At 46.9% G+C, this 15,669-nt stretch carries 12 protein-coding genes; 7 read left to right on the top strand and 5 right to left on the bottom strand.

What is annotated here, in order from left to right; genetic code table 11:
* Nucleotides 1-185 precede the first annotated feature (185 nt).
* The gene (locus tag ACDQ55_RS18245; protein ID WP_420982917.1) at nucleotides 186-1,700 is read left to right on the top strand and encodes an FMN-binding glutamate synthase family protein; all 1,515 of its coding nucleotides are present in this window, start codon (nucleotides 186-188) and stop codon (nucleotides 1,698-1,700) included.
* 170 nt (nucleotides 1,701-1,870) lie between these two features.
* On the opposite strand, the gene ACDQ55_RS18250 is transcribed toward ACDQ55_RS18245, so the two are convergent.
* From ACDQ55_RS18250 to dnaE, 5 genes are all read right to left on the bottom strand, one after another.
* Entirely contained in the window at nucleotides 1,871-2,395 is a 525-nt protein-coding gene (locus tag ACDQ55_RS18250) for a DUF192 domain-containing protein (RefSeq protein WP_420982918.1), read from the bottom strand.
* A gap of 12 nt (nucleotides 2,396-2,407) precedes the next feature.
* The gene (gene mqnE / locus ACDQ55_RS18255) at nucleotides 2,408-3,589 is read right to left on the bottom strand and encodes an aminofutalosine synthase MqnE (RefSeq protein WP_420982919.1); all 1,182 of its coding nucleotides are present in this window, start codon (nucleotides 3,587-3,589) and stop codon (nucleotides 2,408-2,410) included.
* On the bottom strand, nucleotides 3,586-5,730 hold the full coding sequence (locus tag ACDQ55_RS18260) for a M43 family zinc metalloprotease (RefSeq protein WP_420982920.1): 2,145 nt from the start codon (nucleotides 5,728-5,730) through the stop codon (nucleotides 3,586-3,588). The genes mqnE and ACDQ55_RS18260 overlap by 4 nt, the downstream gene beginning before the upstream one ends.
* A gap of 133 nt (nucleotides 5,731-5,863) precedes the next feature.
* A complete protein-coding gene (gene trxA, locus ACDQ55_RS18265; protein ID WP_079472839.1) occupies nucleotides 5,864-6,181 on the bottom strand; it encodes a thioredoxin in 318 nt (105 codons plus the stop codon).
* A 107-nt stretch (nucleotides 6,182-6,288) separates the two neighbouring features.
* Nucleotides 6,289-9,930, bottom strand: coding sequence for a DNA polymerase III subunit alpha (gene dnaE, locus ACDQ55_RS18270; protein ID WP_420982921.1), 3,642 nt, complete (start codon nucleotides 9,928-9,930; stop codon nucleotides 6,289-6,291).
* Nucleotides 9,931-10,203: 273 nt separating this feature from the next.
* On the opposite strand from dnaE, the gene ACDQ55_RS18275 reads away from it, so the two are divergent.
* The 6 genes from ACDQ55_RS18275 to ACDQ55_RS18300 all read left to right on the top strand — a co-directional run bounded on the left by ACDQ55_RS18275 (nucleotide 10,204) and on the right by ACDQ55_RS18300 (nucleotide 15,635).
* Complete coding sequence (locus tag ACDQ55_RS18275; RefSeq protein ID WP_420982923.1) at nucleotides 10,204-10,896, top strand: C40 family peptidase; 693 nt, start codon at nucleotides 10,204-10,206, stop codon at nucleotides 10,894-10,896.
* A gap of 90 nt (nucleotides 10,897-10,986) precedes the next feature.
* Entirely contained in the window at nucleotides 10,987-11,925 is a 939-nt protein-coding gene (locus tag ACDQ55_RS18280; protein ID WP_420982925.1) for a hypothetical protein, read from the top strand.
* Nucleotides 11,918-12,610, top strand: a complete 693-nt coding sequence (locus ACDQ55_RS18285) for a methyltransferase domain-containing protein (RefSeq protein WP_420982926.1) — start codon at nucleotides 11,918-11,920, stop codon at nucleotides 12,608-12,610. The genes ACDQ55_RS18280 and ACDQ55_RS18285 overlap by 8 nt, the downstream gene beginning before the upstream one ends.
* Before the next feature lie 5 nt (nucleotides 12,611-12,615).
* Nucleotides 12,616-13,614: a polysaccharide deacetylase family protein gene (locus ACDQ55_RS18290; protein ID WP_420982928.1), complete on the top strand. Its 999-nt coding sequence runs from the start codon at nucleotides 12,616-12,618 to the stop codon at nucleotides 13,612-13,614.
* Between the two features lie 3 nt (nucleotides 13,615-13,617).
* Nucleotides 13,618-14,862 (top strand): glycosyltransferase, encoded by a 1,245-nt coding sequence (locus tag ACDQ55_RS18295; RefSeq protein WP_420982929.1) that lies wholly within the window; start codon nucleotides 13,618-13,620, stop codon nucleotides 14,860-14,862.
* A 17-nt stretch (nucleotides 14,863-14,879) separates the two neighbouring features.
* Entirely contained in the window at nucleotides 14,880-15,635 is a 756-nt protein-coding gene (locus ACDQ55_RS18300) for a glycosyltransferase family 2 protein (RefSeq protein WP_420982930.1), read from the top strand.
* The last annotated feature ends 34 nt before the right edge of the window (nucleotides 15,636-15,669 follow it).

The raw sequence follows: 15,669 nt of genomic DNA on the forward strand, positions 1-15,669 counted from the left end.
TTCTTAACACACCCTGTGCATCCAGATGCATCGGAGGATTTCTGTTGCCGTTCTTATCCTGTCCTAAAGACTTCAACAAGTAATCCCGGGCAACTTTTACACATTAAAACGTTGTTCCGGGGGGAATGGCTACCTGCGTAGTTTTATTCCATTCATATTTCCAAAATAATCTATAAATCAGTTTTATGAATCATCGGATCGCACGATGGGTAATTTATATTTGTTGCCTGTTGTTGGATGTGAGTGTGGCTGCAAGCCTTTATCGTGGATATTTAAGTGGTTGGTTCCTGTTGCCTATAGCAGTGGGTTTGTCGTTGTTAACGTTATACGACCGTTTGCAGAGAAAACATGCTTTATTGCGTAATTACCCGTTGTTAGGGCGTTTACGTTATTTATTGGAGCAGATCCGTCCGGAAATGCGGCAGTATTTTTTTGAATCAGATACTGATGGGAGGCCTTTCAGTCGTCGTCAGCGTGCAGTGGTGTACCAACGGGCTAAAGATGTGAAACAAACCGTGGCCTTCGGGGCATTGGATAATATGTACGAGCCTGGTTACGAATGGGCTGCTCATACAGCCTTTCCTACTAAAGTAAAGCCGGAATCGTTAAGGGTAACTATTGGCAATGAACAATGCGAGCAGCCTTATACTGCCAGCTTGTTGAATATCAGTGCCATGAGCTATGGTGCATTAAGTAAAACCGCAATTGCTTCCCTTAATGGAGGTGCACAATTGGGCAATTTTGCGCATAATACCGGTGAAGGCGGTATCAGTCCTTATCACTTGCAACATGGAGGGCACCTGATCTGGCAGATAGGTACTGGTTATTTCGGTTGCCGGGATGAAAAAGGCTATTTCTCTCCTGAAGTATTTACTGCTACTGCATCGGCACCTGCGGTAAAAATGATTGAATTGAAGTTGAGCCAGGGCGCTAAGCCAGGTAAGGGAGGGGTATTGCCCGCTGCTAAAAATACGCCTGAGATAGCCGCTATCCGTAAGGTAAAACCAGGTGTTAGCGTATTATCTCCGGCTGCGCATACAGCCTTTAGCAATGAATATGAAATGCTGGTGTTTTTGCAGCAATTACGCAAATTATCCGGGGGTAAGCCGGTTGGTTTTAAGCTGTGTGTAGGCCGCGCAGATGAATTTGAACGTATTTGTTCTGCCATGGTAAATACCGGTATTTATCCGGATTTTATTACAGTAGATGGCGCAGAAGGCGGTACCGGCGCAGCGCCCCTGGAGTTTACCGATTCTATTGGCATGCCTTTGTTTGATGCATTGGCGTTGGTAGTGAACCTGCTGAAGCGATACCAGTTAAAACAGCATATCCGCCTGATGGCGAGTGGCAAGATTATTACAGGGTTCGATATTATGAAAGTGCTGGCCTTGGGCGCCGACGCTTGTTACAGCGCCCGTGGGATGATGCTGGCGCTGGGCTGTATCCAGGCTTTGCAGTGTGATAGTGGTAGCTGTCCGGTAGGTGTGGCTACGCAAGATCCGCATTTATACCAGGGGGTGAATGTGGCCGATAAGCGGATTAGGGTAGCCAATTACCATCGCAATACTGTAGCGGCATTGGCTGAATTAATGGGTGCTTGTGGATTTGCTACAGCAGACCAGGTAAACCCGGCGGCCTTGTACAGGCGGGTAACAAGAACGGATATACGGTCTTATCAGGAAATATACCATGGGAATTAGTAGTTACCGGTAATTTATCCTTTGTCTTTATGCTTCATTAGTTGATGGCCTTTAGGCAAAAGCAGCTAAAACGGTTAGCGATCAAATGTATCAAGAGTAAAAAAGCCCTGGCATCTGCCAGGGCTTTTTGTTTGAACGAGTTATCGATAAGTAGAAAAAGTCTGTTGGTATTACGGTTGAAGTGTCTCGTAAGTAATTTTATCACCGTAGGAGATATGGTATTTATCGGAAAAACCACCATTTACTTCCAGTACATATTTGGCTTTTTTGTAGGAAGGAAGGCTTTCTTCTGATAAGGGGGTGGCATATTTCTGAATGGAAACGATCTCCATATTGTCTGCGATATAAATAATATCGAGGGAAATATAAGTGTTTTTCATCCAGAAGGCACGTTCTTCCATATCGGGAAAAATGAACAGCATCCCCTGGTCGTCGCTCATAGATTTGCGGTACATGAGCCCGTCTGTCCGTTGTTGGTCTGTTTTAGCCAGCTGTATGTCAATTTTACGCAGGGTGTCGGCGTTTGATTTAGCAATGAACGATAAAGTACCTTGCTGCTTAAACGCGGTGCCATTAGATGTTTCTGTAGCGGGCGCCGACGTGCTATTGCCAGCTGTGTTATTGCTGTTGTTGGGCTGATGGCAGCCTGCTGCATATAGTCCGGTAATCAGTATACATTTCAGGTGTAGTTGCATAAAACGGCGATACTATTTAGTGAGCAGTTCTTCGTCAGAAAAAACAACTTCTGTATAATCCTTTATTTCGTTGTATACGGTATCTCTTTCCACAGGTCTTCTGCCAGCTTGCTTGATCAGCGTGGCCAGTTGCGCTGTGTTCATGGATGGCGATTGTTCTTCAGCGCCAGCCATAGCGTATATTTTGGTGGTATCATCGATAGTACCATCAAGATCGTTTACGCCAAAAGAGAGGGTCAGTTGTGCACTGTTCCTGCCCAACATTGGCCAGTAGGCCTTCAGGTGAGGGAAGTTATCCATGTACAAGCGGGCCACTGCATATAATTTCAGGTCTTCCACGATGGAGCTTTCCGGAATGTCGGACATATCATTGCCTTTATTGCGGAATTTCAGTGGAATGAAGGTATTGAAACCACCGGTTTCATCCTGCAAACGGCGGAGGCGTTCCATATGGTCTATACGGTCGGCGTAAGATTCAATATGTCCGTATAGCATGGTTGCATTGGTGGTCATACCGCGTTGGTGTGCCGCTTTATGGATAGCCAGCCAGCCTTCTGCATCTACTTTGTCGTGGCATATTTTGGCCCGTACTTCCGGGGCAAATATCTCCGCACCGCCGCCAGGCATGGATTGCAGGCCGGCTTCATTAAGGATACGCATACCTTCTTCCAGGGATACTTTCGCTTTGCGGAACATATAGTCCAATTCTACAGCAGTAAAACCCTTGATATGCAGATCGGGGCGGTGTGCCTTGATTTTTTTGATCAGTTCCACGAAGAAGTCGAGCTGCATTTTAGGATGCACGCCACCTACAATATGTACTTCGGTAACAGGCTGGTTGTCGTAGCTTTTAACAATGTCCATCATTTGGTCTATACTCAATTCCCATCCATCTTCCCGGTTTTTGTACAGGCGGGAATAGGAGCAGAAATGGCAAGTAAACACGCAAACGTTGGTCGGCTCTATATGAAAGTTACGGTTGAAGTAAGTTTTATCACCGTGCATTCGCTCTCGCACATGATTGGCTAAAGCTCCCAAAAGGCCGAAGTCGCCTTTCTCAAATAAGATCAGCCCTTCATCAGGTGTAATTCTTTCCTGTTGAAGGATCTTTTCTGCAATGCGTTTTAGCGCTGCGTCCAGGTTAGGTTGCTGCAGCAGCGCCTGAACGGCCGGATAATCTTGTCTTATCGTCATCTTACTTTCATTAATTTGATGGTGTTGGCCCTGTTCCTGTAAATTAATTTTACAAAATAAACACCATTTGGCTCATTTACCAAATTAAAGGTCATTCGGTTGCCGGCGCCGATATTTGCTAGCGGCTGACTCATGATCAATTGTCCCAGTGTATTATAAATGGCTACTTGTATCAGGTCTGGCGGTATCTCGTAAAAGGTGATCCATACCTGGCCTTTGGTTGGGTTGGGATTTACCAGGAATCCCTTTTCCCGTAAGGTGGCATTTATCGATTTGGCAACAATTTGTATATTATCAATATAAATATTATTCTCTGAGTTTGATATATTTCTGAAGGCAACCTGGAATTTTCCTTTATGTATAGCTCCTGTCAGGTCTACAGAATCCCGTCGCCATTCGTTGGCAGCAGGCACAAACTCAGTATGTAAGGCAGTGGGGTGTGTAATAAGGTTGGGTCCCCATTTGGTATACAGGATCTGTCCTGTTTCGCGGCAATCGGTGGTCACCAGCACCTGCAAAGTATCCCAAACATTGCCAGTGGCGGCAGGGTCGGTGTACACGGCAGCGGCTACGTCAAAAAACAGGAAAACAGAATCGGCATTTTGCGGGTCTATCACTGGTGTAATTAGGTCGTCCGTTTGGTCGTTTGTGTTATAGCCAAGGTTGCGCATCAGGGCGGAAGCGTTGCTGTTTTTGCCTATGTTCCGGTCGCGTTCCCAGGTAAAGCTGCGGTCGGGGTTATAGAGGTCCCATCCGGGTGGGGGGAAGCTATCGTTTTCGAAGCCTTCTGTAAAAGGGAGTACGGCTTCGGCGTCGTACCGGAAAAGTATAGAAGCGGTATCGTTGGCAACGTGGCCATCGGGTTGCCCATTCGGTGATTGTGTATAGGCGGTGAGGTGATAGCTTCCGATAGGTATATTGGTAGCTGGTAATGTAATGGTGGTTTGTTGCAGGCTGCCCAGGTTGCCACTCCATTGGTAGGAGGTAAGCGCGCCATTATTCAACCGGTACCAGATGGTAACGCTGGTAAGTGGTTGTAGCCCTTTGTTGCGCATGGTTACTACGGGAGCGATGTGGTTATCGCATATTTTGCCGGCGGGAGAGGTGATGTTTACCAGCGCAGCGTCGTTATTGTATTGGTCGGGCGGCGTACAGCCGTTAGAGGTCATCAGCGTAGCGATAATGTTTTCCAGTACATAACGCATGCGGTCTACCTGGCCGGCGGTGAACAAATACATACAGGCGTCATCGGTGTAATCCATGTAGTTCATAAACATAATGCCGGGCGCCGCGGTAGTGCAATTATCTACCCGCGGAAAAGACGGGCAGCCGTAGGTACTATTGCCCTGTAGGGGAGTATCATCAATGCCGTCGTCTACTGTGCAGGCGCCGTTATCATCTCCCCATACATGCTTGAGTCCAAAATAGTGGCCTATTTCATGGGTAGCTGTTCTGCCCAGGTTATAAATAGGGCCTACGCTGCCGGTAGTGCCAAAGGCGCTATAGTGGATGGCAACGCCTTCCTGCTCTACGGGATAGCCGTTACCGGGAGGAGCGGCAACGCCTAGGTAGTTACCCGCCAGCCGGGTTACCCATATGTTGAGATACTTGGAATGGTCCCACCCATCGGAGCCTCCGGTGCTGGCGTATTTTACGTCGGCAGCCGCATTGGTAATATAATAGCTTTGTCCGGGAGGTGTTTTTACCCGTACAATGCCATTGGTAGGTTCATCGCCGGGGGTACGCTGTGCCAGGCAGAAATTGATCCGCGTGTTGCCGATAATGGATTTCCAGGCGGCAGGTACCAGGCTGGTATCGGCATTGGCGGCGTTGTAATCGATGTTCAGTGCTGCGATCTGCGATAATACCTGTGCGTCTGTTACCAGTGTAGGGTCGTCTAATACGATATGTACCACTACTGGTATAGAAACGGTTTGGGGTATACGTTCCACTCCTGCCCGGGATAGGCGTGCACGTTGTGCCTGTATCATCCGGTTTTCATTGTTTTGCAATAATAATTGCAGGGAGGGGTTATCTTTTGACCGTTGTTGCAATGCATCAGCCGTACCGCATTTTCGCTGTGCCAGCGCCGTAGCGCTATATACAATGGTAATAAGGATGGGGAGTAAATATTTGCGCAAATACGTAAGGTTTATTGATAAGATGGTTTTCGGACGGTTGAGTTTAATATGCTGTAATATACGGTGGCATAAATGAAAAAAAAAGCGTCCCGGAATAATCCGGAACGCTTTTTAAACTCAGTTTTTATAAAAATTACATATTGGCCTGTATTTTCTTATCCAGTACGGATTTAGGTACTGCACCTACTTGTTTGTCAACTACCTGGCCACCTTTCACGAAAAGAATAGCAGGGATACTGGTGATACCATAATTTACAGACAGTTGCGGATTCTGATCCACGTTTACTTTTCCGATATTTACTTTACCAGCGTAGTCTTTAGACAGCTCTTCAATAACCGGACCGATAGCGCGACAAGGACCACACCATTCTGCCCAGAAGTCAATAACAGTTAATTTATCGGAGTTCAACACTTCCGTTTCAAAGTTCGCATCAGTGATTTCTAAAGCCATAATATTCTGTGATTTAATGTTTTGATTTAATGATTGTTTTGATTTTATGATTATGCTGATAAGAGCAAATCCCGATCCGTGGTGCAAATTACTGCATTTTTGGCATCTTACTTATTGATTATCTCTATATACACATCGATATCAGGCTGTTTGTACAGGAACCCCGCCAACTCGTCATTCATCTCAATATTCCTGTTAAAAGTATGCAATTTTGCCTGGGTATTTTCATCCCGGTCTGTTAAGTGCACATGCAGTATACTATTGCCTGGGAAGCGGTTTACGTTCTCTGCCAGGAAGTCGATGGTCTGCCGGTTAATGAACTGAGGCAGGGTATTGAGAAATACCTGTTTGGTATGTGTTTTTTTAACTTCCTGCAGTAATTGTATGCTGTTTACCTTGAATTCGTATTCATTATCATTGAAACGCTTGGATTTAAAGCCTCCATTAATAAACAGGCAAAGTCCGGGTTTCAGGTAGGGTGCAAACCGGATAAAGTCTTCACTCCACAGGGCAAATTCAAATTTCCCGGTATAATCTTCTATGGTCATCACCCCAAACTGCCGGTTATTGCGGGAAATTCTTTCCTGGGCATTGGTGATATACACAGCCAGCCGGAAATTACGTTCCCTGGAACGGCCCCCATTACCGCCAGGCTGTGCTATTTCTGTTTGGTATTCAACCAGTTCCTGGACAGTGTTCATATGGTAATGCTTCAGCTCGAAACGGTAGTCGTCCAGCGGATGCCCGGAGATATATATACCGGTGATTTCCCTTTCATTGTTCAGCTTCATGATCAGCGGCCAGGGTTCGCAAGCCGGGATCTTCGGCGGTTCTATATCCGGCATCTCTTCGGCGCCGAAGAGGCTGCCTATGCTGGAGGAGCCTGCTGTTACCTGTTGGCCAAATTTCACGATTCTATCTAATCCGGAAAGCTGTTCGCCCTCTGGTTTATGGAAATATTGGGCGCGATGTAGTTCCGGGAAACAGTCAAATGCTCCAGACATCACCAGGGCCTCCAACGATTTTTTATTGACAGCGCGTTGGTTCACCCGCTTGATAAAATCGAAGATGTTTTTATAAGGGCCTTCTTTTTTACGTTCTTCCAGGAGGTTTTCTACCGCAGCTTCACCCACTCCTTTTAGTCCACCTAAGCCAAAACGGATCTGGCCTTGCTTGTTTACCGCAAATCCTTTGAAAGATTCATTTACATCGGCAGGTAATACGTCGATGCCCATGCGTTTACACTCTTCCATGAAAAAGGTGATCTTTTCAATGTTGCTGGCGCAGTTAAGTACGGCCGACATATATTCTGCCGGGTAGTGGGCTTTGAGGTAAGCCGTTTGATAAGCCACGAAGGCGTAGCAAGTAGAGTGTGATTTGTTGAAGGCATAAGAGGCAAACGCTTCCCAGTCGGTCCATACTTTTTCACAAACCTTTGGATCATGGCCGTTTTTGGCGCATCCTTCCATAAACTGCGCCTTCATCTTATTCAGTACGGCGATCTGCTTTTTACCCATGGCTTTACGGAGCACATCCGCATCTCCCTTGGAAAAGTTGGCCAGTTTCTGGCTCAGCAGCATCACCTGTTCCTGATATACCGTGATCCCATAGGTATCGTTGAGGTATTCTTCCATTTCTGCAATGTCGTATTGCACGGGTTCCAGCCCATGTTTACGGCGGATAAAGGAAGGGATATACTCCAATGGTCCGGGGCGGTACAAGGCGTTCATGGCAATGAGATCGTCGAACCTGTCGGGTTTAAGCTCGCGGAGGTATTTCTGCATACCGGGCGACTCGAACTGGAAAGTAGCGTTGGTTTCGCCTTTCTGGTACAGCTCGTATGTTTTCGCATCATCCAGCGGTATATGGTCTATTTCGATAGCTATGCCGTGGTTGATACGGATCATTTCCAGGGCGCCCTTGATGATGGTAAGGGTTTTCAAACCCAGGAAGTCCATTTTGATTACGCCGGCCGACTCAATGATACTGCCTTCAAACTGGGTTACCAGGAGGTCGGAATCTTTCGCCGTAGACACAGGGATGAGGTTATACAGGTCTTGCGGGGCAATGATGATACCGGCCGCATGGATACCGGTGTTGCGTACGGAGCCTTCCAATACGCAGGCTTCGCGGAGTACTTCACCCTGAAGGTCGTCTCCTTTGATGAGTTCCCGCAGCCGTTTTACGTTTTCAATATCTTCTCCGGCCAATCCTTCTTTGTCGGCCAGGCTTTTTTCGCCATCCAGGGGGGCATTGAAGATACGGGCTAGCTGGATACCAGGTTTATCGGGCACCAGTTTGGCCAGGCCATTGGAATCTACCAGGGGCAGGTCCATTACACGGGCTACGTCTTTGATGCTCATTTTAGCCGCCATGGTACCATAGGTGATGATCTGTGCTACTTGGTTGCGGCCATATTTCTGTACTACGTAGTCAATTACTTTCTGACGGCCTTCATCATCGAAGTCCGTATCAATATCGGGCATGCTCTTACGTTCCGGGTTAAGGAAACGCTCAAACAGGAGGTTGTATTTGATCGGGTCTATATTGGTGATACCGATACAGTAGGCCACCGCAGAACCGGCGGCAGAGCCGCGGCCTGGGCCGATGAACACGCCTAGTTCCCGGCCGGCTTTGATAAAGTCGGCCACAATCAGGAAGTAGCCGGCAAAGCCCATATTTTCGATAACGCCCAGCTCAAAGTTGATGCGCTCTTCCACTTCGGCGGTCATTTCCTGGTACCGGTTGTGGGCGCCTTCATAAGTGATGTGGCGCAGGTATTGGTCCTGGGTAATGAATTCTTTTGGAATAGGGAAGTTCGGCAACAGGATATCCCTTTTCAGGTCCAGCAGCTGTACTTTGTCTACAATCTCATTGGTGTTGTCGATAGCCTGCGGGAGGTCATGGAACAACTTGGTCATTTCCTCGGTGGTCTTGAAGTAGAACTGGTCGTTGTAAAAGGCAAAACGACGGTTCTTCATGGAAGACTCATCATCAGAAAATTCTTTATTGGTAGGGGTGCTTTTCTTTTCGCCGGTATTGATGCAAAGCAGGATGTCGTGGGCGTTGGCATCCGACTGGTCTACATAGTGGGAATCGTTGGAGGCAATCACCTTTACATTGTACTTTTCTGCAAAGCGCAGCAGTACTACGTTTACCTGTTCTTGTTCGGGAATACCGTGGCGTTGCAGTTCTACATAAAAATCTTCTCCGAAAATATCCAGCCACCAGCGAAATTCTTTTTCACCGGCTTCTTCTCCATGCCGCAAAATGATTTTGGGTACAGAGGCGCCCAGGCAGCAGGTGGTGGCGATCAGCCCTTTATGGTATTGTAAAATCAGCTCTTTGTCGATACGCGGGTATTTGCCATACAGCCCTTCCATATATCCTAAAGAACAAAGCTTGATGAGGTTGCGGTAGCCTTCATCATCTTTGGCCAGGAGTACCTGGTGGTAGCGTATATCTTTCTCTTCGCGGGTGAAAGCGCGTTTATGACGGTTTTCTACCAGATAAAATTCACAACCAACAATAGGTTTTACTTTCAGTCTTTTATCGTTTGGATCGCCGGGATTTAATCTGTTGTTATATGCTTCTGCCACAAACTGAAAAGCACCAAACATATTACCGTGGTCTGTGATTGCCAGTGCCGGCTGATTGGAGGCCATCGCTTTCTTATACAGCGATTTAATATCGGCGGCACCATCCAGTAATGAGAATTGGGTATGAACGTGTAAGTGGGAAAAATTCATCTGCTAATCTGTTTCGTCAAGCGACAAAAGTAGGTAGGATTTTCGGAATTAGGAATTTTAGAAATCCACCGCCGGTGGGTAAGTTTACACAGATTTAATTTTCCGCACATAATAACGGGTAGTAAAATACGTTCTTCATCTATCCATACAACAAGATTACGCAGAAGTAACTACGAAGAAGAGGGTGAAAAGCCGCCAGTATCAACACCTCTTAATTTGTAAATAACTAGATATTTGTATTTTAGCAAAAATTTTTAGCCAGATATTTATTATATGATCAGAGTCAAGGGACAATTATTTGTGAAGTTATCGATTTGTGCATTGTCACTCAGTTCCTGCGCTTCACTGAAAAAAAGTACCGCCAAAAAACCTGCTGTCAACACACCTGCAACTAACACATCTGCCACTACTGCCAGTAACAGACATTCGGAATTTATCACCGGCATTGCCACTAACCGTGAGCCGCGCACGATTTCCAACAGCTATGCCAGTAAAGATATTAGTATCAGCAAGCATATTACCATGAGCAGCGCTAACCTGGAAAATGCGCAGAGCTGGCAGTTCAAATATGCCCAGTTGCTGGATGTACCAGTAGAGGAAGTACTGAATTACAAATTGTACCGCTTTATAGAAGAGTGGTGGGGCACTCCTTACCGCCTTGGCGGTAAAACAAGAGACGGCATTGACTGTTCAGGCTTTGTAAATACCCTGATGAACACAGTATTCCAACTGGCGCTCTCCGGAAATTCCACGGATCTTTTTACCCAGATAAAAAGGTTAAAAGCGAGGGAGCTGCATGAAGGCGACCTGGTATTTTTTAAGATACATCACAAACGTATCTCCCATGTAGGCATCTACCTGGAGAATGATAAATTTGTACATGCCTCTACCAGTGCAGGCGTGATGATCAGCGATCTGAAAGAACCTTATTGGAAGAAATATTATGCCGGCGGCGGCAGGTTATAACCTGTTTTTACATATTTGTTTTATTGTTATTTTTATGCGATTTTTACCCTTTTAACCTAACAGGCTGCCAGTGGCAGCGATTTTCATATCATGGAATTGGCTCCCATCGTATTATTTGTATACAACCGCCCGGCGCTAACATTAAGCACCTTACAGCATCTGAGTAAGAACAGGGAAGCAAAAGACAGTATATTGTATGTGTATTGTGACGGCCCTAAAGAAAGCGCTACCCCAGCGCAGTTGCAATTGGTGGAGCAAGTGCGTGAAATTGTACACAGTGAACAATGGTGTGGTAAGGTAGTGGTAATGGAAGCCCTGAAAAATAAGGGATTGGCCACTGCTGTTATCGATGGCGTTACAGAAGTGATAGGCAAACATGGTAAAGTGATTGTATTGGAAGATGACCTCACCGTATCTCCTTTCTTCCTGAAATATATGAACGACGGGCTTAACAGGTATGCGCACGAAGAGAAAGTGATGAGTGTGCACGGATACCTGTATCCGCTGCCTATTCCCAGTAACTATAAGGCAGATACCTTCCTGGTACATGATCCGGGCAGTTTGGGATGGGGCACCTGGAGCCGGGCCTGGAGTAAGTTTGAACCAAACACCGATAAGGTGATCCAACAGATAAAAGAAAAAGGGCTGAAGTCTGCATTTGATTTCTGGGGCGCTTATCCTTTTTTCCGGATGCTGCACCAGCATAAAAACGGTAAGGTAAGCTCCTGGGCTATCCGTTGGAGGGCTACGGCTTATCTTTATGATATGCTGACCCTGTACCCGGTGAAATCGCTGGTGAGGCATGATGGTAACGTAGCCTCCGCTACCCATCACTTCAAGGAAGAAGACTGGCTATATACCGATATTTACCAGGAGCCTATTGCAGTAGAAGCCATCCCGGTGCAAAATAATCTGCCGATGGAAAAAGCGTTTGCAAAGTTCCTGCGGTCTAATGCGGGTATGACCATCCCGGCAAAAATTAAGAACAGGCTTAAAAAATACTGGAGAAAAATAATTGGCCATGCTTAAAATGATCCGGAATATATTTAAAAAAATGAAACGGGAGGTGATTGCCCCGGTACGCTGGGATAACCTCAGGAGATTGCAGCCGCTTTCTACCACCTTTGGATTTGACCGCGGTACTCCGGTAGACCGGCATTATATCACCAGTTTTTTAAGCACCCATCAGGCAGATATTCATGGCCATGTGCTGGAAATCGCTGAAAGCAGCTATTCGAAGCAATTTGGGGCGCAAGTGAGTAGCTTTGAAGTATTGCATGTACAGCCAGGCAAACAGGTAACCATTCAGGGTGATCTGACGGATAAGGCTACTTTGCCTGCCAACCAGATAGATTGCTTTATCTGTACGCAAACGTTCAACTTTATCTACGACTTTAAAGCGGCCATAGAAGGGGCCTGGCACCTGCTGAAACCTGGTGGGGTGCTGTTGGCCACGCTAGCCGGCGCTACGCAAATATCGGCGTATGATATGCAGCGCTGGGGCGACTACTGGCGTTTTACCGCCCAATCGGCAGAAAAAGTATTTGGTGAAATATTCGGCAAGGAAAATGTGGAGATCACTACCTATGGGAATGTACTCACCTGTACTGCAATTCTGCACGGTATTTCCGTAGAAGAGTTGCAGCCGGAGGAGCTAAGCTACCATGATCCGGTATATCCGATCATTATTGCAGTAAGAGCAAAAAAAGCGTAACAGGAATGGGAAATCTGAGTCAAAAAATATTTTCTGTGGCACACTATGTGGCCAATAAGGTAGAGCGGCCTGCCGTGATCCTATTGTATCACCGGGTTACTACCCTGCAACAGGATCCACAGGAACTGTCGGTAACCCCCGCTAATTTTAACGATCAGCTGGCTCACCTTTCCTCCGATTACCACGTGTTGGACGCCGACCGGTTTCTGTATCACGTAAAGCATAAGAAGGCTTTCCCAGAAAGATCCGTATTTGTTACGTTTGATGATGGCTATGCAGATAATTACCAGGAGGCCCTGCCCCTGCTGACCATGCAGCAGGTACCCGCCTTGTTCTATATTACTACCTCCAAGATCAATACCGCCTATGAATTATGGTGGGACGACCTGGAACGTGTGCTATTAAACACAGATAACCTGCCCCTTACCCTGGATATCCGGATTAATGGACACACTTGGGAATACGCTACCGACTCGCCGCTGGCCACCCGGGAAACCTACTTCGCTTTGCAACAGGTATTGCGTTTCTGCAAACCGGCCGAGATAGCAGCAGTGATGCAACAATTATACGAGTGGTCTGGTTTGGACGCTACCGGCCGCCCTTCACACCGGCTAATGACCTGGGCAGAATTGAAAGCGCTGGGTAGTGCCACTTATGCCGCTATTGGTTGTCATACGCACCAACATCCTGCCCTTGGTATGCTGAGCTATGAAGAGCAATATACCGAAATAGGGCTGTCTAAAGAGATCCTGGAAGGCGTATTGGGCGCACCCCAGGTACATTTTTCCTATCCTTTCGGCGGCAGAAAATTTCTGGGCTCCAAACGTTATTATAACGCAGACAGCATTAAAGCCTGTAAAGCCCTGGGCTTACAAATGGTATGCGCCAATTATTACGGACAGGTACATAGCTGGAGCAACCCCTATGCATTGCCCAGGATATTGGTGCGCGATTGGCCATTAGCGGTGTTTCGTGCGCACATGCAACAGTTCTTTAAATACTGATCCGTGAAAATACTCTTCATCAATAAATACGAAAATAGCGGCGGAGCAGCTATTGCGGCACAACGAATTGCAGAAGGGCTGTTGCGTTATTATCATACGCAAAATCATTTTCTCGTAGGCATGCCGCATACCGCTGCCAGCAATGTAACCGTTACAAGGCCAGGCATGGTGCGTCATGTGATAGAGCGGGGGATTAATGTGATCAGCAACAAATTGGGGTTGCAGTACCTATATTTTCCTTTTTCTACACCCGCTATTTTGCGGCATGCGCAAGCTTTTCAGCCAGATGTAATCAGTTTACAGAATATCCATGGTGGCTACTTTGATGCAGCCCTGTTGCCCCGTTTATCGCAAATAGCGCCTATTGTATGGACCTTGCACGATATGTGGGCGCTCACCGGTAATGCCGCGCATACTTTTGGCGATACTTCCTGGAAACAGGCGCGGGTGGGGGAATCAGAGCATAAACGATCTCCTGCTATGGGATTGCCTACAGGTAATTATCTGATTAGAAGAAAGCAACGCCTGTACGCTGCCAGCAACCTGCACATTGTTTCGCCTGCCTGGTGGTTGTACCAAATGACCCAGGAAAGCCCGCTTACCCGCGAAAAACCCTTGTACCACATTCCCAATCCGATAGATACTGCTTACTTCCGGCCGCTGGATAAGGCAGCTGCCCGCGAGGCACTAGGCATTCCGGCCCAGGCCAGGGTCATCACTTTTGTGTCTGAACGGCTGTTCAACAGTGAGTTTAAAGGTGGTGCAGATCTGTTACGCATCTTGCAAATGCTGGATGATCAATTGGAAGAAGAGGTACATTTGTTGATGATAGGGAAAGACCAACTACCCGGCACGTTCCGGCATTTAAAATGCATTTATACCGGTTACGTGAAGGATACCCATAAAATGATGCAATGCTACAGCGCCAGTGATATTTTCTTTTATCCCACCCGGGCAGATACCTTGCCGAATGTACTGATAGAGGCCGGGAGCTGTGAAACCGCCTGTATCACCTTTAACGTAGGCGGTTGCGGAGAAATTGTGAAAGACGGGCAAACCGGCTATGTGATTGCACCTGGCGATTATGCACAGTTTGTAGCCGGTACATTGGCGCTCTTGCAGGATAAAGCGCTCTGCGAGCAATTTGGCAAGGCGGCGAGGTTTTTTGTGGAACAGTATTTTGGTATGGAAACAGTGGCTGCGCAATATTACCGCGTATTCAGCGAGGCAGCCAAGCAACAAGTATAACGTTTAAATTTTTGTACGTGACAAATACTACCTCACCGGTATTGAGTATCATCACAGTGTGTTATAATGCCGAAAAATTTATAGAAAGCACCATTCAGAGCGTGCAGGCGCAAACATATCCGCATATTGAATACATTATTGTAGATGGGGCATCGAAAGACAGCACCCTGGCCGTTGTTGCCAAATACCGCTCCCGCATCGCCAAGGTGATCTCGGAAAAAGATAATGGTTTATACGACGCCATGAACAAAGGTATGCAGGCTGCTACCGGTGAATACCTGTTGTTTCTCAACGCAGACGATGTACTGGCGGACAAAGACGTGATCCGCCAAATGTTGGCCACCTGCCCGGATGCGGATGTATACTATGGGGAAGCGATGTTTATGGATGAAAATGGGGTGGATATAGGATTAAGATCTTCCCAAACGCCACATCAGGTGCCGGTGCAGCTTACCTGGAAAAGCCTGAAGCACGGTATGGTGGTTTCGCATCAGGCGTATGTGGTTCGGCGTAAGCTGAGCCCTTTGTACGATCTGCAATATAAAATATGTGCGGATATCGACTGGATGATCCGTACCCTTAAAGCAGCGAAGCATATTTGCAACACGCATCAGGTGGTATGCCGGTTCAGGGTAGGCGGTACTTCCAAGCAACACCAACAGCTGGCCTGGAAAGAGCGATATACGATATTAAGCCGGTATTATGGGCACCTGCCCAATTTTGCGCACCATCTGTTTATAGGATTGCGTTATATTTTTTCTAAAAGATATTGATTGCCGGCTCAACTAATTAACAACCGGGAAGGCA

Origin of the sequence: Chitinophaga sp. 30R24, from assembly GCF_049056765.1 — a bacterium.
Lineage (GTDB): Bacteria > Bacteroidota > Bacteroidia > Chitinophagales > Chitinophagaceae > Chitinophaga.

Excerpts from the sequence above, each read along its gene's own strand:
- ACDQ55_RS18245 (WP_420982917.1), top strand. The coding sequence starts at position 186 with ATGAATCATCGGATCGCACGATGGGTAATTTATATTTGTTGCCTGTTG.
- ACDQ55_RS18250 (WP_420982918.1), bottom strand. The coding sequence starts at position 2,395 with ATGCAACTACACCTGAAATGTATACTGATTACCGGACTATATGCAGCA.
- mqnE (WP_420982919.1), bottom strand. The coding sequence starts at position 3,589 with ATGACGATAAGACAAGATTATCCGGCCGTTCAGGCGCTGCTGCAGCAA.
- trxA (WP_079472839.1), bottom strand. The coding sequence starts at position 6,181 with ATGGCTTTAGAAATCACTGATGCGAACTTTGAAACGGAAGTGTTGAAC.
- dnaE (WP_420982921.1), bottom strand. The coding sequence starts at position 9,930 with ATGAATTTTTCCCACTTACACGTTCATACCCAATTCTCATTACTGGAT.
- ACDQ55_RS18275 (WP_420982923.1), top strand. The coding sequence starts at position 10,204 with ATGATCAGAGTCAAGGGACAATTATTTGTGAAGTTATCGATTTGTGCA.
- ACDQ55_RS18280 (WP_420982925.1), top strand. The coding sequence starts at position 10,987 with ATGGAATTGGCTCCCATCGTATTATTTGTATACAACCGCCCGGCGCTA.
- ACDQ55_RS18285 (WP_420982926.1), top strand. The coding sequence starts at position 11,918 with ATGCTTAAAATGATCCGGAATATATTTAAAAAAATGAAACGGGAGGTG.
- ACDQ55_RS18290 (WP_420982928.1), top strand. The coding sequence starts at position 12,616 with ATGGGAAATCTGAGTCAAAAAATATTTTCTGTGGCACACTATGTGGCC.